Source organism: Sphingomonas lenta (assembly GCF_002288825.1).
Classification (GTDB): domain Bacteria; phylum Pseudomonadota; class Alphaproteobacteria; order Sphingomonadales; family Sphingomonadaceae; genus Sphingomonas; species Sphingomonas lenta.
Map to the genome: position 1 here is coordinate 722,314 of NZ_NSLI01000003.1, position 18,861 is coordinate 741,174.

General features: G+C 70.6%; 15 protein-coding genes and 1 tRNA gene. 11 read left to right on the forward strand and 5 right to left on the reverse strand.

The genetic code is table 11. The annotated features are described in order from the left end of the window. The first annotated feature begins 144 nt into the window (after positions 1-144). From CKY28_RS10700 to CKY28_RS10730, 7 genes are all read left to right on the forward strand, one after another. Positions 145-1,347, forward strand: coding sequence for an efflux RND transporter periplasmic adaptor subunit (locus CKY28_RS10700; RefSeq protein WP_095998613.1), 1,203 nt, complete (start codon positions 145-147; stop codon positions 1,345-1,347). Positions 1,348-1,351: 4 nt separating this feature from the next. Continuing rightward, a complete protein-coding gene (locus tag CKY28_RS10705; protein WP_095998299.1) occupies positions 1,352-4,570 on the forward strand; it encodes an efflux RND transporter permease subunit in 3,219 nt (1,072 codons plus the stop codon). 235 nt (positions 4,571-4,805) lie between these two features. Beyond that, positions 4,806-6,080: a DUF445 domain-containing protein gene (locus tag CKY28_RS10710; RefSeq protein WP_176473055.1), complete on the forward strand. Its 1,275-nt coding sequence runs from the start codon at positions 4,806-4,808 to the stop codon at positions 6,078-6,080. Between the two features lie 302 nt (positions 6,081-6,382). After that, on the forward strand, positions 6,383-7,483 hold the full coding sequence (locus CKY28_RS10715) for an ABC transporter permease (RefSeq protein ID WP_095998300.1): 1,101 nt from the start codon (positions 6,383-6,385) through the stop codon (positions 7,481-7,483). Further along, positions 7,483-8,286 (forward strand): ABC transporter ATP-binding protein, encoded by an 804-nt coding sequence (locus tag CKY28_RS10720; protein ID WP_095998301.1) that lies wholly within the window; start codon positions 7,483-7,485, stop codon positions 8,284-8,286. The genes CKY28_RS10715 and CKY28_RS10720 overlap by 1 nt, the downstream gene beginning before the upstream one ends. Then, complete coding sequence (locus tag CKY28_RS10725) at positions 8,286-9,251, forward strand: MlaD family protein (protein ID WP_095998302.1); 966 nt, start codon at positions 8,286-8,288, stop codon at positions 9,249-9,251. The genes CKY28_RS10720 and CKY28_RS10725 overlap by 1 nt, the downstream gene beginning before the upstream one ends. 8 nt (positions 9,252-9,259) lie before the next feature. Next, entirely contained in the window at positions 9,260-9,847 is a 588-nt protein-coding gene (locus CKY28_RS10730) for an ABC-type transport auxiliary lipoprotein family protein (protein ID WP_095998303.1), read from the forward strand. Here the strand turns inward: CKY28_RS10730 and CKY28_RS10735 are convergent. Further along, entirely contained in the window at positions 9,844-10,845 is a 1,002-nt protein-coding gene (locus CKY28_RS10735; RefSeq protein ID WP_095998304.1) for a peptidylprolyl isomerase, read from the reverse strand. The genes CKY28_RS10730 and CKY28_RS10735 overlap by 4 nt on opposite strands. A gap of 97 nt (positions 10,846-10,942) precedes the next feature. On the opposite strand from CKY28_RS10735, the gene CKY28_RS10740 reads away from it, so the two are divergent. Together CKY28_RS10740 and CKY28_RS10745 are read left to right on the forward strand one after the other, a co-directional pair. Then, positions 10,943-11,033: transfer RNA gene (locus tag CKY28_RS10740), tRNA-Ser, on the forward strand. A gap of 116 nt (positions 11,034-11,149) precedes the next feature. Continuing rightward, a complete protein-coding gene (locus tag CKY28_RS10745; protein WP_095998305.1) occupies positions 11,150-12,256 on the forward strand; it encodes an L-dopachrome tautomerase-related protein in 1,107 nt (368 codons plus the stop codon). 206 nt (positions 12,257-12,462) lie between these two features. Here CKY28_RS10745 and CKY28_RS10750 read toward each other — a convergent pair whose 3' ends face one another. The 3 genes from CKY28_RS10750 to CKY28_RS10760 form a co-directional block, all read right to left on the reverse strand. Beyond that, positions 12,463-13,470 carry a glycosyltransferase family 4 protein gene (locus tag CKY28_RS10750; protein ID WP_095998306.1) on the reverse strand — a complete coding sequence of 336 codons (1,008 nt, stop codon included), beginning with the start codon at positions 13,468-13,470 and terminating at the stop codon, positions 12,463-12,465. After that, positions 13,467-15,044, reverse strand: a complete 1,578-nt coding sequence (locus tag CKY28_RS10755) for an alpha-amylase family glycosyl hydrolase (protein ID WP_095998307.1) — start codon at positions 15,042-15,044, stop codon at positions 13,467-13,469. Before CKY28_RS10755 ends, CKY28_RS10750 begins: the two co-directional genes overlap by 4 nt. A gap of 267 nt (positions 15,045-15,311) precedes the next feature. Continuing rightward, positions 15,312-15,935, reverse strand: coding sequence for a retropepsin-like aspartic protease family protein (locus CKY28_RS10760; protein ID WP_425442502.1), 624 nt, complete (start codon positions 15,933-15,935; stop codon positions 15,312-15,314). A gap of 75 nt (positions 15,936-16,010) precedes the next feature. Between CKY28_RS10760 and CKY28_RS19110 the strand changes: the two genes are divergently transcribed. Together CKY28_RS19110 and CKY28_RS10765 are read left to right on the forward strand one after the other, a co-directional pair. Continuing rightward, positions 16,011-16,271, forward strand: coding sequence for a hypothetical protein (locus tag CKY28_RS19110; protein ID WP_245841772.1), 261 nt, complete (start codon positions 16,011-16,013; stop codon positions 16,269-16,271). Further along, entirely contained in the window at positions 16,268-17,428 is a 1,161-nt protein-coding gene (locus CKY28_RS10765; RefSeq protein ID WP_245841774.1) for a winged helix-turn-helix domain-containing protein, read from the forward strand. Before CKY28_RS19110 ends, CKY28_RS10765 begins: the two co-directional genes overlap by 4 nt. A gap of 407 nt (positions 17,429-17,835) precedes the next feature. On the opposite strand, the gene CKY28_RS10770 is transcribed toward CKY28_RS10765, so the two are convergent. After that, positions 17,836-18,765 (reverse strand): Gfo/Idh/MocA family protein, encoded by a 930-nt coding sequence (locus tag CKY28_RS10770; protein ID WP_095998310.1) that lies wholly within the window; start codon positions 18,763-18,765, stop codon positions 17,836-17,838. Positions 18,766-18,861: the final 96 nt, after the last annotated feature.

Below are 18,861 nucleotides of genomic sequence, written 5' to 3' on the forward strand. Positions count from 1 at the left end.
CCCGGCGTCGGGCTGTGGTAAGGCCGCGCCCGGCCGATTGTTCCGCGAAGCGGCGACGCCGGGCTTGAGCCTGGTGATATATGTCTATAACACGGCTGGGTAGGGCCGCCGGGGGCGGCGGGGGAACGGGATCTGGTGGCGCGCATGAACTACGAGTCGGGTGTGATCGAGAGTCAGGGTGCGCACGCGCTGTCCGACGGACGCGAGGACGCGGGTGCCGGGCGTCGGCGCACGCTGATCATCGCGCTCGTGCTCGCCGCGCTCGCGGCGGCGGCCGCCTATTACTTCTTCCGGGGCGGCGGCGAGGCGCAGGGACCGGGCGGGCCCGCCGAGGCGAAGGGCAAGCGCGAGGCGCAGGTGCCCAACGTCACGGTGGTCGCGCCCGGGCTCCAGCCGATCGCGCGCACCATCTCGGCGACCGGCACGCTGGCGGCGCGGCGCGACCTGCCGGTCGGCGTCGCGGGCGAGGGCGGGCTCGTCACGCGCGTGCTGGTCGAGCCCGGCCAGTGGGTGGGCGCGGGCCAGGTGCTCGCGACCGTGGACCGTTCGGTGCAGACGCAGACGCTGGCGCAGCTCGCGGCGCAGGTGAACGTGGCGCGCGCCGAGGCGCAGCTGGCGCAGTCCGAGCTGGAGCGCGCGCAGGCGCTGGTCTCGCGCGGCTTCGTGTCCAAGGCGGACGTGCAGCGCCGCACCGCGACGCGCGACCAGGCGCTCGCCCGCGTCCGCGTGGCGCAGGCCGCCGTCGCCGAGCAGCGCGCGCGCACCGGCCGGCTCGACATCCGCGCGCCCGCCGCGGGCTTGATCCTGACCCGGCAGGTGGAGCCGGGCCAGATCGTCGGCCAGGGGTCGGGCGTCCTGTTCCGCATGGCGGAGGGCGGCCGCATGGAGATGCAGGCGCGGCTCGCCGAGTCGGACCTGATCGGCCTGCCCGTAGGCTCGCGCGCGACGGTGACGCCCGTCGGTTCGGAGCGCAGCTTCCCCGGCCAGGTGTGGCAGGTCTCGCCCGTCATCGACCCGCAGACGCGTCAGGGGATCGCGCGCATTGCGCTCGGCTACGACCGGGCGCTGCGGCCCGGCGGCTTCGCGGCGGCGCAGATCGTCAAGGGCGCGACCCAGGCGCCGCTCCTGCCCGATTCGGCGGTGCTGTCCGACCAGCAGGGCAGCTTCGTGTACGTCGTTGACGCCCGGAACCGAGCGGTGCGCCGCGACGTGAAGATCGGCCAGGTGTCGGACGCGGGCGTCGCGATCGCCGAAGGCCTGGACGGCACGGAGCGCGTGGTGCTGTCGGCGGGCGGCTTCCTGACGCCGGGCCAGACGGTCAAGCCCGTCGTGCAGGCGAGGAGATAGGCGTATGGACTTCCGCAACATCTCCGCCTGGGCGATCCGGAACCCGGTCCCGCCGCTGGTCCTGTTCCTGGCGCTGACGCTGGCTGGCATCGTCAGCTTCATGCGGCTGGACGTGAACAACGAGCCGGACATCGACTTCCCGGTCGCGATCATCGTCATCAGCCAGCCGGGTGCCGCGCCGACCGAGCTCAACACGCAGGTGACGCAGCGCGTGGAGGCGGCGGTACGCTCGCTGGAGGGCATCGACGAGATCAACTCCACCGTGACGGAGGGCAACTCGCAGACGGTGGTGCAGCTGGCGATCGGGACGCCGATCGACCGCGCGGTCAACGACGTGCGCGACGCCATCGCGCAGATCCGCGGCGACCTGCCGGAGGGCATACTGGAGCCGCAGGTGTTCCGCGCGCGCACCACCGACGAGGACATCGCCAGCTACTCCGCGGTCGGCACCGACATGACGGTGGAGGAGCTGAGCTGGTATATCGACAACACGGTGGCCAAGGAGCTGCTGTCCGTGCCCGGCATGGCGGCGGTGAACCGCAACGGCGGCGTGTCCCGCGAGATCCGCGTCATCCTGGATCCCTTGAAGCTCCAATCGCAGGGGCTGACCGCGTCCCAGGTCAACCAGGCGCTTCGCCAGGTGAACCTGAACGCGGCGGGCGGGCGCGCGGAAATCGCGGGCTCCGAGCAGTCGGTGCGCGTGCTGGGCAACGCCACCAACGCGTACGAGCTGGGGCAGACGCAGATCGCGGTGGGCAACGGGCGCACGGTCCGGCTGGCCGACATCGCGGAGGTGCGCGACCTCTACGCCGAGCAGCGCAGCCTGGCGGCGGTGAACGGCCAGCAGGCCGTGTCGTTCGACTTCCAGCGCGCCAAGGGCGCGTCGGACGTGACGGTGTTCGAGGAGGCGCAGAAGAAGCTGGAGGCGCTCGAGAAGCGCAACCCGAACGTCCGCTTCATCCTGCGCCAGACCAGCGTGAAGTATACGCAGGAGCAGTACGAGTCCGCCATCCACGCGATGGTCGAGGGCGCGGTGCTCGCGGTCATCGTCGTGTTCCTGTTCCTGCGCGACTGGCGCGCCACGATCATCTCGGCGCTCGCCATCCCCCTGTCGGCGATCCCGGCCTTCTGGTTCATGGACCTGTTGGGCTTCACGTTAAACCAGATGACGTTGCTGGCGCTGAGCCTGGTCGCGGGCGTGCTGGTGGACGACGCGATCGTGGAGATCGAGAACATCGTCCGGCACATGCGCATGGGCAAGTCCGCCTATCAGGCGTCGATCGACGCGGCGGACGAGATCGGCCTCGCCGTGCTAGCCACCACCATGGCGATCGTGGCGGTGTTCCTGCCCGTGGGCCTGATGCCCGGCATCTCCGGCCAATTCTTCAAAAATTTCGGCCTGACGGTCGTGGCGAGCGTGCTCATGAGCCTCGCGGTCGCGCGCCTCATCACGCCCATGATCGCCGCCTATTTCCTGAAGTCCGCCGGCCCCGCCACGCACGGCGAGGGCAGGCTGATGGACTGGTACATGGCGGTGCTGCGCTGGTCGCTCGACACGCGCGGGGCCATGGCGGCCAAGGCGCGGGGTGGGTGGCGGCGCTGGACCAACCGTTTCCGCGACCACCGCTTGTGGGTGGTCGGCATCGGCGCGCTCAGCTTCTTCCTGACGATCGTGATGTTCGGCGTGCTGCCCAAGTCGTTCCAGCCGCCGCAGGACAGCGACACCTCCTTCGCGCGCATCGAGATGGTGCCGGGCACCACCCTGCAGCAGACCGAGGCGGTGGTGAGCCAGGTCGCGAGCTTCCTGCGCAAGCAGCCCGACGTGGAGTCGACCTATTCGCGCAGTTTCGTCGGCAACGGCCTGGTCATCGCGACGCTGAAGGAGGACCGGAAGCAGACCTCCACCGAGTTCGAGCGGAGCCTCGCGCCCCAGCTCGCCGCGATCCCGGACGCGCGCGTCTCGTTCCGCTCGCAATTCGGCTGGGGCGGCTCGGGGCGCGACATGACCATCGTGCTGGGCGGCGACGACATCGACCTGCTGACCCGCACCGCGCAGCAGATCGTAAAGGAGATGGCGGCGCTGCCGACGTTGAACGCGCCGCGCGTGGCCGGCGACCTGCAGCGGCCGGAGATCGTGATCCGCCCGCGGCTCGACCTCGCGGCGAACCTGGGCGTGACCACGGCCGCGCTGTCCAACGCGATCCGCATCGCGACCTTGGGCGACATCGACCAGAACTCGGCGCGCTTCTCGCTGTCCGACCGGCAGATCCCGATCCGCGTGGCGCTGTCGCAGTCGGCCCGGACCGAGCTGTCGACGATCGAGAACCTGCCGGTGCCGACGCAGAACGGCGGCTCCGTGCCGCTCAGCCTGGTGGCGGACATCGGGCTGGGCGCGGGGCCGACCAAGATCGAGCGGCTGAACCAGCAGCGCCAGATCACGCTGGGCGCCGACCTGGCGCCGGGCGTGCAGCAGGGCGTCGCGCAGCAGCAGATCGACAACCTGCCGACGATGAAGAACCTGCCCGTCGGCGTGAACCGCATCACCGCGGGCCAGGCCAAGTGGCAGGCGGAGATGATGAACAACTTCATCGTCGCCGTCGTGTCGGGCATATTCCTGGTGTTCGCGGTCCTGGTGCTGCTCTACCGTCGGTTCCTGCCGCCCTTCGTCAACATGGGCTCGCTGCTATTGGCGCCCTTGGGCGGGCTGATCGCGCTGTGGCTGACCGGCCACGCGTTGACGATGCCGGTGTTCATCGGGCTGCTGATGCTGCTCGGCATCGTCGCCAAGAACTCGATCCTGCTCATCGACTTTGCACTGGAGGAGATGAACAAGGGCGTGGACACGCTTACCGCGATCATCGACGCGGGCCACAAGCGCGCGCAGCCGATCGTGATGACCACGGTGGCCATGGTCGCGGGCATGATCCCGACCGCGCTGTCCTTGAGCGGCGACTCGTCCTGGCGCGCGCCGATGGGCATCGTCGTGATCGGCGGGCTTATCCTGTCGACGCTGCTCACGCTCCTGATCGTGCCGGCGACGTTCAGCCTGGCGGTCGGGATCGAGCGCTGGGTGGGTCCGCGGCTCGGCCGGCGGCTGCTCACCTATCGCCCCGGCGACGACGGGTCGGAGGTGATCGGCGTCGCCGGACCCGGCGGGCCGCGGCTCGGGCCGGCGCAGGGGAAGCTGGGGTATAAGGACGACGGGGTTCAGCCTGCGGAGTGAGGCCCGAGCCCAGCGGCGCAGCCGCTGGACGAGGATCAGCCGAACGCCGGCCGGCGACCGCGCGAGTTCGTCCTCGCGCGTGTCGACCGACGACGCGGCTTCGCCGCGGCGCTACTTGCTTGCTTGCAGCCGGACTGCCCCTCTCCCCTCGTCGCCTCGCGGCGACTTCGCCCCTCTCCCCTGAGGGGAGAGGGAAGGGCTTGAACTTCCCGCCCGCTCGGGGATTGTTTCGCACATGAAGCTGGAGTCCGTCGCGCGTCCGACCGCCTTCGAGGTCGCCCCGGCGGGTCTCGTCCAGATGCGGTTGGTCGCGACCGGGCTGCTCGTCGTCATGGCCGCGATCTATCTGTCCACCCGACCGCTGGTGGCGGGCGACAACGCCTGGGGCTTCGTCAACGCCTTTGCGGAAGCCGCGATGGTGGGCGGGCTGGCGGACTGGTTCGCGGTGACCGCGCTGTTCCGGCACCCGCTCGGGCTCCCCATCCCGCACACGGCCATCGTGCCGCGCAACAAGGACCGGATCGGCGACACGCTGGCGCAGTTCCTCCGCGCAAACTTCCTCGTCCCCTCCGTGGTGAGCCGTCGCATGCGCCGGCTCGACGTCGCCGGCGCGATCGCGCGCTGGCTGACCGACCCGCCTGAGGGTGCGGGCGGGCGGTTCCGCCAGGGCGCGTCCAGGCTGGTGGCGCAGGTGCTCGAAGGGCTCGACCCGGCGCGGCTCGGCGGCATGGTCAAGAACGCGATCGGGGCTCGCTTACGCGAGACGGAGGTGTCGCCGCTCTTGGGCCAGCTCGCCGCGGCGGCGATGCGCGAGGACCGGCACCAGCCGCTGATCGACGCCGGCGTGCGATGGGCGGGGCGCACGCTCGCCGCCAACGAGTCGATGATCCGCCAGATGGTGCACGACCGCGCGGGCTCCATCCTGCGCTGGACGGGGCTCGACGAGACGGTGTCGAATAAGCTGATCGACGGCCTCGACAAACTGCTCGGCGAGATGGCCGACAACCGGCAACATCCCGTGCGGCTCCGCGCGGAGGAGGCGCTAGACCGCATCGTCTGGGACCTGCAGCACGATCCCGAGACGCGCGCGCGCATCGAGCGGCTGAAGGAGGATTTGATCGCCAACCCTGCCATGCAGCGCTGGCTCGACGGCATGTGGGAAGCGGCGCGCGCGGGCCTGCTGCGCATCGCGCGCGATCCGGAGGCGGCGATGGCCGGGCGGCTGGGCGAAGTGCTGCGCCAGCTGGGCCAGACGCTGCGCAACGATCCGGAGCTGGCCCACCGCATCAACCGCTTCGTCCGCCGCGCGGTGGTGGGCATCGCGGCCGATTACGGCGACGGCATCGTGCGGTTGGTGTCGGAGACGGTGCGGAGCTGGGACGCGCAGACGATCACGCGGCGTCTGGAGAACGCGGTGGGCAAGGACCTGCAGTATATCCGCGTCAACGGGACGTTGGTGGGCGGGCTGGTGGGCCTGCTGATCCACGCGGTGGACATCGGGCTGACGTGAGCGCGTTTCGCACCACCTTCCGTCACCCCGGACTTGTTCCGGGGTCCATCGTCGTCCGGGCGCAACGCTGGAAGGTGTGGAGCGACGGCAGCGCCGCTCCTCGAACGGATTGCCCGCTCTGCGATGGACCCCGGAACGGGACTCCCAGCAAAGTAGTACTTTGCTGGGGTCCCATGTCCGGGGTGACGAGGGCGGAGGAAGCCGGAGGTGGCGACGATCGTCCCCGGGTGGGGCGGGCCTATCCCTAGCCCAACCTCCTCTGTCTTGCCGCGGCGCGTCATTTCCCGCATGGAAACGATCGCATGAGCGGTCCAGCCGACTTTTCCGCAGCCGACGGGGGAACGCTGCGCTTCACCGGCGACCTGTCGCTGTCGCGCCTGGGTACGCTGCCGGATCGACTGAACGCCTTCGACGGCACGGCCACGGTGCTCGACCTGTCCGGCGTCGGCCGGTTCGACACCGTCGGGGCCTGGGTCGTGCACCGCTTCGCCGCCAAGAGCGGCGCGGAGATCCGCGGGCTCGACGCCGACAAGCGCCACCTGCTCGACCAAGTGGAGCAGGCCGACCAGCCCGTCGCGATGCGGCCCGAGCACGTCAACCCGCTCACGCGCGTGCTGGGCGAGGTGGGGCAGGCGGTCGCCACCGCGTTCCACACGCTCCACGGCCTCCTGGGCTTCCTGGGCGCGACCACGCTCGCCTTCCTCAACGTCGCCCGCCACCCTAGCCGCTTCCGCTTCAACGCCGTCGTCCACCGGTTCGAGGTGGTGGGCGTGTCCGCGCTCGGCATCATCGGGCTGATGAGCTTCCTGATCGGCATGGTCATCGCGCAACAGGGCGCGGTGCAGCTTCGCCAATTCGGCGCGGAGGTGTTCACGATCAACCTCGTCGGCCGGCTCACGCTGCGCGAGATGGGCGTGCTGATGACCGCGATCATGGTCGCCGGACGCTCGGGCTCCGCCTTCGCCGCGCAGCTCGGCACCATGAAGCTGACCGAGGAGATCGACGCGATGCGCACCATCGGCGTGTCGCCGATGGAGGCGCTGGTGGTGCCGCGCGTGCTGGCCGCCGTGCTGCTGATGCCGCTCTTGGGCTTCTACTCGTCGATGATCGCGCTGATCGGCGGCGCGCTCTTGAGCTGGGCGACGCTGGAGATCCCGCCCATCACCTTTATCCAGCGCATCCGCGAGGTGGTGCCGATCACCGACCTTTATGTCGGCCTGATCAAGGCACCCGTGTTCGGCGCGATCATCGCCATCGCGGGCTGCTTCCAGGGGCTGCAGGTCGAATCGGACGCCGAGCAGGTCGGCAGCCGCACGACCGCGGCGGTGGTGCAGGCGATCTTCCTCGTCATCGTGCTCGACGCATTCTTCGCGGTGTTCTTCACCTGGCTCGGGTGGAACTGATGGCGCGATCCGACGAACCGATCATCCGCGTGCGCGGGTTACGCAACCAGTTCGGCGAGCAGATGATCCACGACGGCCTCGATCTCGACGTGCGCCGGGGCGAGATACTGGGCGTGGTCGGCGGATCGGGCACGGGCAAGTCGGTGCTGATGCGCTCGATCATCGGGCTGCAACAGCCGACGGCGGGCGAGATCACCGTGTTCGGCGAGCCCACGCTGGGCCGCGACGAGACGGAGACGGTGGACATCCGCAAGCGCTGGGGCGTGCTGTTCCAGGGCGGCGCGCTCTTCTCCACGCTGACAGTGGCCGAGAACGTCCAGGTGCCGCTGCGCGAGTTCTACCCGAACATGGACCCGGCGCTCACCGACCAGATCGCGTCGTACAAGGTCGTGATGACGGGCCTGCCGCCCAACGCTGGTCCCAAATACCCGGCCGAGCTGTCGGGCGGCATGAAGAAGCGCGCGGGGCTCGCGCGCGCTCTGGCGCTCGACCCGGAGCTCCTGTTCCTCGACGAGCCGACCGCCGGCCTCGACCCGATCGGCGCGGCCGCCTTCGACGAGCTCACCAGGTCGCTCCAGAGGACGCTGGGCTTGACGGTGTTCCTGATCACCCACGACCTAGACACCCTCCACGCGATCTGCGACCGGGTGGCGGTGCTGGCGGACAAGCGCGTCATCGCGATCGGCACGATCGACGAGCTGATCGCCACCGACCACCCCTGGATCGCCGAGTATTTCAGCGGCCCGCGCGGGCGCGCGGCCGTGCAGTCGCAGCACGCGGCCCAAGCAAGGACCACAAGCTGATGGAGACCAGATCCAACCACGTGCTCGTCGGCGCGGTCGTGCTGATCCTTTTGGCGCTCCTGGCGCTGTTCACCGTGTGGATCGCCAGGCTCGGCGGCGCGGACGAGAAAGAGTATGACATCTTCTTTCGTCAATCGGTCGAGGGCCTGGCGCGCGGGTCGGCGGTGACGTTCGCGGGCGTGCCTATCGGGCAGGTGGAGGAGATCGCGCTGTGGCGGCCCGACCCGCAATACGTGCGCGTGCGCGTCCGCGTGAACGATGAGACGCCGATCCTGCAAGGCACCACCGCGTCGATCTCTGGCGTCGGCTTCACGGGCGTCAGCCAGATCACGCTGGACGGCGCGCGGCGCGGCGCCCCGCCGATCGTCTGCCCCGAGGAGAACCCGCAGCGCGTCTGCCCGTACGGCGTGCCCGTCATCCCGACGCGGCCGGGCGGCGTGGCGGCGATCCTCAACTCCGCGCCGCAGCTGCTCGAGCGGCTGTCGACGCTGACCGACCGGCTGACCGGGCTGCTCACCGACCGCAACCAGGCGTCGGTGGCGGGCATCCTGGAGAACACCGACCGGCTGACCGACGCGCTCGCCGACCGCGGGCCGGAGATCGCAGAGACGCTGGCGCAGACGCGGCTTGCCGTGCGGCAGGCGGGTGATGCCGCGCAGCAGGTGGGCGAGCTGGCCGACACGGCCGACCGCGTACTCGCCAATGACGTGCAGCCGACGATCGCCAACCTCAACCGCACTATCAATTCGGCGCAACGCTCCGCGGACGCGCTGGGCGAGGCGATCGGCGACGCCCGGCCGGGGCTCCAGGCCTTCTCCAAGCAGACCATTCCGGAGGTGGGCCTGCTCGTCCGCGACCTCCGGCGGACGAGTGAAGCGTTCGCGCAGATCGCCGAGCGCGTGGAGCAGGGCGGTGCCGGGTCGCTCGTGGGGCAGCAGAAGCTGCCGGATTACAAGGGCAAGTGAGGACAGCCATGCGACACGCCATCACGTTCCTGGCCGCGCTGCCGCTGGCGGGCTGCATCAGCTTCGGCGCGGAGCCGCCGCCCGCGCTGCTCACGCTCGAGACGCGCGCCGAGCTGCCCGTCGGCGAGGTCAGGCGCGCGGAGGGCGGCAGCGCCGTCACCGTCCTGTCGTTGACCACGCCGCAATCGCTTAGCACCACGCGCGTGCCCGTGCAGTCGACGCCGACCACCATCGCCTATGTCGAGGAGGCGCAGTGGACCGAGCAACCGGCGCGGCTCTTCGCGCGGCTGCTCGGCGACACGATCGCGGCGCGCACGGGGCGCGTGGTGCTGGGGAACGGCCAGGCGCTCACCGATCCTGGCACCAGGCTCGGCGGCGAGCTCCGCCACTTCGGGCTCGACGCGACGACGCGCGAGGCGGTGGTGACGTTCGACGCCCAGATCGTGCGCGGTGAGGCGCAGGCGGTCGAGAAGCGCCGCTTCGAGGCGCGCGTGCCGATACAGGGCGAGATCGACGCGCAGACGGCCGGGCTGACGCTCAACGATGCCGCGAACCAGGTCGCGGCGCAGGTCGCGGACTGGGTGGGGCGCGGCTAAGGCGCGCGCCTGACCGGCACCGGCAGGTTGCACACGTCCGCGCCGCCCGCGGGCCGGATGAAGAACGCGTCCCGCCGGTTCGCGCGCGCGTCGGCATAGGCCGCGAAGCTCGCGCTCTCCGTGGAGAGGTATTGGAAGCGCGGGCGCTCGGCTTGTGAAAGGTCGCTGGCGAGGCGAATGGAGCGGATAGGTATGCGCTCGGCCGCCGTCCTATAGAAGCCCAGCGCCTCCGTCCCGCGCGGCAGCGAGGAGAGGTGTTCGATCCCCTCCACCACGCGGCCGACCACCGCGATGTTGCGGTCCAGGTGCCTCGGCGCGTGGCCGATCACCGCGTAGAGCTCCGCGCCCGTGCCGGTGTCGGGCGACAGGTTGCGCCCGACGCCGACCGATCCGTAGCAATGGACGGGCCAGACGCGGTCGGGCGCGGTCCCCTTCATCGTCATCGCGAACGGCATGCCGCCGACGAAGGTGTAATGCTCGGCATAGGGATCGGCGAGCTTCGGTGCGCGCGCGGCAGCGGCGTTCGAGGACCGGGCGGGAACGGGCACGATCGCCCCGTTCGACCAGAGGTTCGGGAACAGGCCGGGGTGGAACGGCATCTCGTACTCGCTCTCCGCCACCTTGTTCAGCCCGGGCGGCAGCGGCTTCTTCTCGGAGGCGTCGCCCCATTGCGCGACATAGTTGTCCTGGACCCGGTTGACGCTGGTCCCGTCCCACCAGCGCGCCTTGGCGAGCGTGCCGATGTTCGCGACCCAGCCTTGCGCGAAGGGCGGCGGCGCGAGCTGGATCACCACGCGCCGCGGCCGCCCCGTCGTATCGGGCGCGAGCTCCATGACGATGAGGTCGTCGGGCCGGATCGTCACCCAATCGGACGCGGGCGCGGCGGCGACGATCTCGGACGGCGCACGCTTGTCCGGCGCGACGCGGCCGGAGGACTGGACGGCCGCGGCCTGGGGAGGTTCGGGGGAGAGCGCGAGGGCGAGGAGCAGGCTGAGCATGCCCCATGCTGCCCCGCACGTGGCCTACGCGCAACCGCCCCGCTTGCGCGCGGGCGCGGGCGCGGCTAGGGCGCACGCCTTCCAGGCCTCATCTTGCGGAGCGGTGGCCGAGTGGTCGAAGGCGCTCGCCTGGAAAGTGAGTATACGGCAAAACCGTATCGAGGGTTCGAATCCCTCCCGCTCCGCCATTCCCGCTTCCCGCGCGCCCTGGTTTGAGTGACGGAGATGTTGCGGGTGGGCTGACACCCGGCGCAACGAACCCTGCTTCGAACGGTTTCGCCTCGATCAAGGTCGAGGACCACCCATGAAGAAGCAGACGCTCGCCACCGTTCTGACGCTCGCCGGCGCGGGCGCCGCCGCGGCCGCCTTCGCCCGATCGCGCGTCTCCGGGCGGCTCGAGGAGGTGGCGCGGTTCAACCATCAGGTGACGGGCGTCGCGGCGACGGCGGACGGGCGGCTGTTCGTCAACTTCCCGCGCTGGACGGACGACGCGCCGATCTCGGTGGCGGAGCTGCTGCCGAACGGGCGGCTGCGGCCCTATCCGGACGCGAAGTGGAACGCGTGGCGCAACGAGAAGGCGACGGAGCTGCCGGTTGCTGAGCACTTCGTCTGCGTCCAGTCGATCGTGCCCGACGGCCACGGCCATCTCTGGGTGCTCGACCCCGGCGCGCCCGGCAATGAGCGCATCTTGGAGGGCGCGCCCAAGCTGGTGCGCGTCGAGCTCGCGACCGACCGGGTGACCAAGGTAATCCCGATGCCGGGCGACGTGGCGCTCCAGGGGACATACCTCAACGACATCCGCTTCTCGCCCGACGGGCGGACGGGGTACATCACCGACTCCGGGGCGAGGGGCGCGATCATCGTCGTCGATCTGGAGACGGGAGAGGCGTTCCGCGCGCTCGACGGGCATCCGAGCACGCAGCCCGAGGGCGACGTGGTGGTGAAGATCGACGGCAAGCCGCTTCGCCGGCCCGACGGCCGCCAACCCTTCTTCGCCGCGGACGGGATCGCGATCTCGAACGACGGCGGGACGCTCTACTGGCAGGCGCTGACGGGCCGCACGCTCTACGCGATCGACACGGAGTTGCTGCGGCCCGACGTGCCCGCGGCGAAGTGCGCGGCGGGCATGCGCAAGGTGGCGGAGACGCACGTCGCGGACGGGTTGTGGATGAGCCGGTCGGGTACGCTCTACATCACCTCGCCGGGTGACTCCTCGGTGACCAAGCTCGTGGGCGACGGGGTAGAGATGGTGCTGACCGACCGGCGCTTACGCTGGCCCGACACCTTCTCCGAAGGGCCGGACGGGACGATCTACGTGACGGCGAGCCGCATCCAGGACACCAACTGGTTTAAGTCCACCGCGCCCGCGTCGCTGCCGACGCGCCTCTACGCGTTCCGGCCGGACGCTTGAGCCATGTTTATTCTCGACATCGAATACCCCCTCGTCTCACGTCACCCCGGACTTGTTCCGGGGTCCATCGTCGTGCGCGTAATCCGTTCGAGGGTTACGCACGACCGTCCGCCCCATGCTCGCCAGCGGTTCGCCCGGACAGCGATGGACCCCGGAACAAGTCCGGGGTGACGAGAGGGTAGCCTGACCCGAAGCTGTCAGGCGTTTTAGCCGAGGATGCGCCGGTAGAGCGCGAGATAGTCGTCGGCCATTCGATCGACGCTGAACCGCTCGGCGACGCGGGCGCGGCAGGCGGCGCGGTCGAGGTCGCCCGCGCGCTCGATCGCGGCGACCGCCTCGTCCGGGCTGTCGACGAGGAAGCCGGTGACGCCGTGCTCGATCAGCTCGGGCATCGAGCCCCGGCGCGTGGCGATGACGGGGGTACCGCACGCCATCGCCTCGACCACCGACAGGCCGAACGGCTCGTCGAAGTTGATAAGGTGGAGAAGCGCCCGTGCCGAGCCCAGCGCGCGGACGCGGGCCTCGCCGCCGACGGGGCCGTGGTAGCTGACGTCCATCCCGTCGTTCGCGGGCGCGACCTCGCGGTCGTGGTAGCTCTGGTCCTGGACCACGCCGTACATGTGGAGCCGGCGCCCGCTCGCGCGCGCGGCGGCGATGGCCTCGGCCGCGCCCTTGTCGGGGTGGATGCGGCCGAAGAAGAGGAGGTCGTCGCTGCCGACCGGGTCGAAGGGGAAGTCGTCGAGCGGAATGCCGTGGTGGATCGTTGCGGCGTAGCGGAGCGACGGGTGCCGGTCGGCCTCGCTGATCGCGACGTAATGAACGCGGTCCTGGAACGGCGCGTACATCGGCAGGATGCGCTCGGACCCGAAGCCGTGGATGGTGGTCACCACCGGCGTCTTCACCAGCGGCACGAAGGCGTGGGCGGGGAAGTCGGCCTGGTTGTGTATGACGTCGAAGCTGTGCGCCTGCGCGAACAGGTGCGCGAGGTGGCGGTACTCCCAGACCTTGGCGTCGATCGACGGGTCCTCGGAGTAAGGAGCGGGCACCACGCCGTCGAGCTTGCCCGCGGTGAGGCTGTCGAGCGTCGCGAACAGCGTCACGTCGACCCCGCGCGCGACCAGCGCCTCGGTGAGCAGGCTGGTGACGAGCTCCCACGGGCCGTAGTGGCGCGGCGGGGTGCGCCAGGAGATGGATGCCAACATGGCGACCTTCACGCGATCACCAGCCCCTCGTCGGCGCGGAGCATGCCCGGCTCCGGATCGCCGCCCAGCGTCGACAGCAGCGGCTCGCCGCGCCAGGGGACGGCGATGCGGTCCCCCGTGAGGTTCAGCAGGATGCGCAGCCGTTCGGCCCCGTGCGAGCGCTCATAGTCGAGCACGCCGTCGGGCGCGTCGAGCAGCGAGACGTCGCCGATCGATAGGGCCTCGCGCGCGCGCCGGAGCGCAAGCAACGCGCGGTAGAGGTTCAGCATCGACGTGCGCTCGCCCTCTTGCGCGGCGACGTTGCGCGTCGCCCAATCGGGATGCAGCGGCAGCCAGGGCTCGGCGTCGCTGAACCCGCCGTTCGGGCCCGCGTCCCACGCCATCGGCGTGCGCGAGCGGTCGCGGCCCAAGCCGAGGCCGGGCTGGCGCAGGTCCTGCGGGTCGTGGACGCGGTCGGGCGGGATCGCGACCTCGCCGATGCCGATTTCGTCGCCCTGGTAGAGCGTGGGGGTGCCGCGGAGTGTCAACAACAGCATGGCCGCGACGCGCGCTTGGGCCTCGCCGAGCTTGGCTGCGATGCGCGGGGCGTCGTGGCTGCCCATCACCCAGTTGGGCCAGCCACCCGGCGGCAGCGCGGCCTCGTAGGATGCGATGACCTGGCGCAGCGCATCGGCGCGCCAGGGCGTGTCCATCAGCTGGAAGTTGAAGGGCAGGTGCACGCCCGGCGCGTCGGCCGAGCCGTAGTAGCGCATCAGCGTGTCGAGCGGCAGGCAGATCTCGCCCACGAGCAGCCGGTCGCCATAGTCGTCCGCCAGTTTGCGGAAGCTCGCCGCGATCTCGTGCACCTCCGGCTGGTTCGCTGAATGGAGCTGGAGCACCTTGAACTTCTCGCCCAGCTCCGGCCGGTAGTCGGGGTTGAGCGGGTTGTCGGGCAACCCTTCCGCCTTGACCATGTGCCACAGCACGTCGATGCGGAACCCGTCCACGCCGCGGTCGAACCAGAAACGCAGTACGTCCGTCATCGCCGCGCGGACCTCCGGGTTGCGCCAGTTGAGGTCGGGCTGCTCCTTGAGGAATGCGTGGAGGTAGTATTGCCGCGTCCACGGGTCGTACTCCCAGGCGGAGCCACCCATGTCGCTGGTCCAGTTGTTGGGCGGGCCGCCATTCGGACCGGGGTCGCGCCAGATGTACCAGTCGCGCTTGGGGTTGCTGCGCGACGCGCGGCTCTCGACGAACCAGGGATGCCGGTCCGAGCTGTGGTTGGGCACGAAGTCGAGGAGCAGCTTCAGGCCCCGCGCGTGCACGGCGCGGAGCAGGCGATCAAAGGCGACGAGGTCGCCGAACAGCGGATCGACGCCGGTGTAGTCGGCGACGTCGTAGCCGAAATCCGCCATGGGCGAGGGGAAGATCGGCGACAGCCACACCGCGTCCACGCCGAGCGACGCGACATGGTCGAGCCGGCGCTCGATACCCGCGAGGTCGCCCACGCCGTCGCCGTTCGAGTCCTGGAACGAGCGCGGGTAGATCTGGTAGATCACGCCGCGCTCCCACCAGGGGGCGGGTCGGGGGTGCTCGGGGGACGCCATCGGGGCGGGTTTCTAGGGGCGAGCCGAAGCCGGGTCCATCGGCTTCAAGGGACGCTGACGCCCGACTACCCTATTACCGTCACCCCGGACTTGTTCCGGGGTCCATCGCTGTCCGGGCGAACCGTCGGCGAGCATGGGAACCGACGGTCGTGCACACCCTCGCACGTGCCGTGCGCACGACGATGGACCCCGGAACAAGTCCGGGGTGACGGTGGCGTGGAGTGACGGGGCGGGTTGAAAGACGGGGTGGGCGGGAAACGGGGAGGCCTACGCGTCCGTGACCGGCTGCGGGTGGTTGGGGGTGAGGATCAGCGTGCGGCCCTCGACGCGCCAGCTCTTGAGCTTGGACAGGAAGTTCATGCCCAGCACGTCCACGTCGCCGAAAGCGGGCGAGACGACCACGCCCAGGCCGCCCGCCTTGATGTTGCCGAGCCGGAGCTCGTCCACGCGGCCCGACCGCGCGGCGACGGTGCCGTTAGCGGTGCGGATCAGCACGGGGATGGGCGAGGGCGCGGCGTCCAGCCCGATCTCGCGCGCGGTGCGATCGGAGATGGCGGTGATCGTGGCGCCGCTGTCGACGAGCATACGGCGCTCGACGCCGTCCAGCCGGACGTTGGCCCAGAAATGGCCGTCGGGCGACATTTGAAGGCGCACCTCCTCGCCCACGACCGCTTGCGCGTCGCGCTCGAGCGGGGCGAGCAGGCGGCCGATATAGGGCTCGAACCGGTCGCGCTGACCCGTCACGAGGATCAGCACCAGCGCCACCACCGCCAGCGACCCGAGCCGCGCCAGCCCGGCGACGATCGGCACGCGGATCCAGCCGACGATCGACAGCACGATCAGCGCGAGCAGCAGGGGAAGGATGGCAGTGTCGTTGAGCAGCGGGGTCACGGGTGACATATGGTGACGCTTATGGGCGGTCGCCACTTGCGGGGGGCTGAACGGGTCCGATAGGCGGGGCGGGCCATGGACCTGGACGACCTGCTCATCCGCTATTTCGGCACGGCCGATCTCGACGCGCTCGCTCCCGAAGCGCTGGCGGACGGCAAGGAGCGCATCCGCGTGGCGCTCGGCACCGATCGCGACGCGGGGCGGCGGTTCGCGTTGTGGGCGCTGCTGCACGCGCTGGGCGACGCGCCCGACCCCGCGGCCGTGTTCAAGAACCCCGCCGAGCGCCGCGCCGCCGAGGACTATGCCCGCGCCGCCGAGCGGCTGGAGCGCGAGTGAGTCCCGCCGAGGCGCGCCGTATCGCGCTGGCGGCGCAGGGGTTCGGTGGGCCGAAGCCCGCGACGGTGAACGCCGGCCACCTCCGCCGCAATATCGAGCGGCTCGGGTTGCATCAGATCGACAGCGTCAACGTGGTCGCGCGGGCGCACTACCTGCCCGCCTTCTCCAGGCTGGGTCCATACGACCAGGCGCTGCTCGACCGCGCCGCCTGGGGGCCGCCGGGCAAGCGGCGCACGTTCGAGTATTGGGCGCACGAGGCGTCGCTGCTGCCGTTGGAGCTGCACCCGCTCTTGCGCTGGCGCATGAAGCGCGCGGACGAGGGCAGGGCGGGCTACGGCTCCATGCGCGCCTTCGCGGGCGAGCGGCGGGGGCAAGCGATGGCGGTGCTCGACCGCATCCGCGCCGAAGGGCCGCTCGCCGCGTCCGACTTCGAGGCGAGCCGCACGGGCTGGTGGGCGTGGAGCGACGCCAAGCGGACGCTGGAATGGCTGTTCTACGCGGGCCACGTCACGACGCGCACGCGGCGGCGCAGCTTCGAGCGCGTGTACGACCTGACGGAGCGCGTGATCCCGGCCGCGGTGCTGGCGCTGCCCACGCCCGACGAGCGCGACGCGCACGCCGCCTTGATCGAGATAGCCGCGCGGGGGCTGGGCGTGGCGACGGCCGGCGAGCTGCGCGACTATTTCCGCCTGGGACCGGAGGACGGGCGCGCGGCGGTCGAGCGGTTGGTGGACGAGGGCGTGCTCGTGCCGGTCGCCGTGCCGGGCTGGCCGCCCGCGTACATGCATCGCGACGCGCGCGTGCCCCGCCGGGTACGTACGCGCGCGCTGCTGGCGCCGTTCGACCCGCTCGTCTGGGAGCGCGACCGCGCGGAGCGGCTGTTCGGCTTCCGATACCGCATCGAGATCTACACGCCCGCCGCCAAGCGCCAGCACGGCTATTACGTGCTGCCTTTCCTGCTCGATGAGGCGCTGGTCGCGCGGGTCGATGTAAAGGCGGACCGGCAGGGGCGGCGGTTGCTGGTCCACGCCGTCCACCTGGAGCCGCACGCGCCGGGGCGCACGCTCGATGAGCTCGGAGCGGAGCTGCGGCTGATGGCGGACTGGCTGGGGCTGGACGAGGTGGTCGAACCCTCCCGTTCCGTCATCCCAGCGTAAGCTGGGATCGCGTGGTTCGGGCCGGGTGCGTTCTCGGCCAACGACCCCAGCGATCGGGCACCCAGCAAAGTATCACTTTGCTGGGACCCTTGCTGGGGTGACGATGATGGGGCGCAACCTGACGTTCACGGCTACGCGCTATGCCGGTTTCATGGACGATAAAGAGCTGAGCCCGCTCGCGCTCGCGGCGGTGGTGCTGATCGTGCCCGGCGGCACGCTGATCGCGGCCGCCGTGCTGGCGCGGCGCTGGCGGAGGCGGGCGAGGGGGTGACACTCCTCTTCGTCATGCCGGACTTGATCCGGCATCCACGCGCGTCCGCTTGTTCGAGAGCGCCTTTGCGAACAGGCGTGCCGCGCATGGATCCCGCGTCAAGCCCGGGATGACATTGGAAGAAGGGGGCTCGTCCTTAGAATGTGAACGCCTCCGCGCGCTCGTGGGACGCGACCAGCATCGCGTCGGCGACGAGGCGCAAGGGGCGTACGTCGACGTCCGAGCGCCGTGCGGCGACCAGTTCGGCGAAATGGGCGTAGAGGTTGGGGTATTCGCGGTTTTCCGCCGCCCGCGGCTCCTCGCCGGGGAGCGCGAGCTTGCTGCCGCCCTCGTGGAGCTTGAGCGTGCCCCCGTCCGTGTCGACCTCGATATCCCAGGTCTGCGGGCCGGTCTGGAGGAAGTCGAGCTCGAACGAGCCGTCCGCCCCTCCGGTCCGCAGCTTGAGCGACGCCGCGATCGGCGCATGGCGGTTCTCGGGGGTGCGCAACGCGGCTTCGGTCACGAACAGCTCTTGCGGAAGGATGTGCGTCGCGATCGACAGCGCGTTGATGCCGGGGTCGAACACGCCGAACCCGCCGGGACCCAGGATCCACTCCTGCCCGGGGTGCCAGCGGCGGATATCCTCCTTCCAGGTGATGCGCAGGCCGGTCACCTGCTTGCCGGCGAGCCACTCGCGCGCGGGCTCGACGCCCGCGGCGGCGCGCGAGTGCCAACTCGTGTAGAGGACGACGCCCTTGGCCTCCGCCCGGCGCGCCAGGTCCTCTACCTCCGACAGCGTCGCGGCGGGCGGCTTCTCCATCATGACGTGCAGCCCCGCCTCGATCGCGGCGGCGGCGAGCTGGTGGCGGCCCTGGGGCGGCGTGCAGAGCGGCACGGCGTCGAGGTCGTGGCCCGCAGCGATCATCTCCTCGATGCTGCCGTGGCCGGGCACGCCGTCGACCTGGTGCGGGCTGCGGCTGGCGGTGGCGGCGAGTTCAAAGCGGTCGTCGGCGGCAAGGGCCGGAAGATGCTGATCCCGCGCGATTTTTCCGATGCCGACCAGACCCAGACGGATGCGCTTCGCCATCACCGTTCCCCTTTACAATTATCCGACATATTCGCCATAAGCGCGCCGCTCGCCCGTCTCAACGCCGGACCATCGGGTCCGGGTTCCGGCGGGCGC

Bases quoted from the DNA above. Each gene is read 5' to 3' on its own strand.
- CKY28_RS10745 (WP_095998305.1), top strand. From the start codon at position 11,150: ATGAAGAAGCAGACGCTCGCCACCGTTCTGACGCTCGCCGGCGCGGGC.
- CKY28_RS10705 (WP_095998299.1), top strand. From the start codon at position 1,352: ATGGACTTCCGCAACATCTCCGCCTGGGCGATCCGGAACCCGGTCCCG.
- CKY28_RS10720 (WP_095998301.1), top strand. From the start codon at position 7,483: ATGGCGCGATCCGACGAACCGATCATCCGCGTGCGCGGGTTACGCAAC.
- CKY28_RS10715 (WP_095998300.1), top strand. From the start codon at position 6,383: ATGAGCGGTCCAGCCGACTTTTCCGCAGCCGACGGGGGAACGCTGCGC.
- CKY28_RS10700 (WP_095998613.1), top strand. From the start codon at position 145: ATGAACTACGAGTCGGGTGTGATCGAGAGTCAGGGTGCGCACGCGCTG.
- CKY28_RS10755 (WP_095998307.1), bottom strand. From the start codon at position 15,044: ATGGCGTCCCCCGAGCACCCCCGACCCGCCCCCTGGTGGGAGCGCGGC.
- CKY28_RS19110 (WP_245841772.1), top strand. From the start codon at position 16,011: ATGGACCTGGACGACCTGCTCATCCGCTATTTCGGCACGGCCGATCTC.
- CKY28_RS10710 (WP_176473055.1), top strand. From the start codon at position 4,806: ATGAAGCTGGAGTCCGTCGCGCGTCCGACCGCCTTCGAGGTCGCCCCG.
- CKY28_RS10725 (WP_095998302.1), top strand. From the start codon at position 8,286: ATGGAGACCAGATCCAACCACGTGCTCGTCGGCGCGGTCGTGCTGATC.
- CKY28_RS10735 (WP_095998304.1), bottom strand. From the start codon at position 10,845: ATGCTCAGCCTGCTCCTCGCCCTCGCGCTCTCCCCCGAACCTCCCCAG.
- CKY28_RS10730 (WP_095998303.1), top strand. From the start codon at position 9,260: ATGCGACACGCCATCACGTTCCTGGCCGCGCTGCCGCTGGCGGGCTGC.
- CKY28_RS10770 (WP_095998310.1), bottom strand. From the start codon at position 18,765: ATGGCGAAGCGCATCCGTCTGGGTCTGGTCGGCATCGGAAAAATCGCG.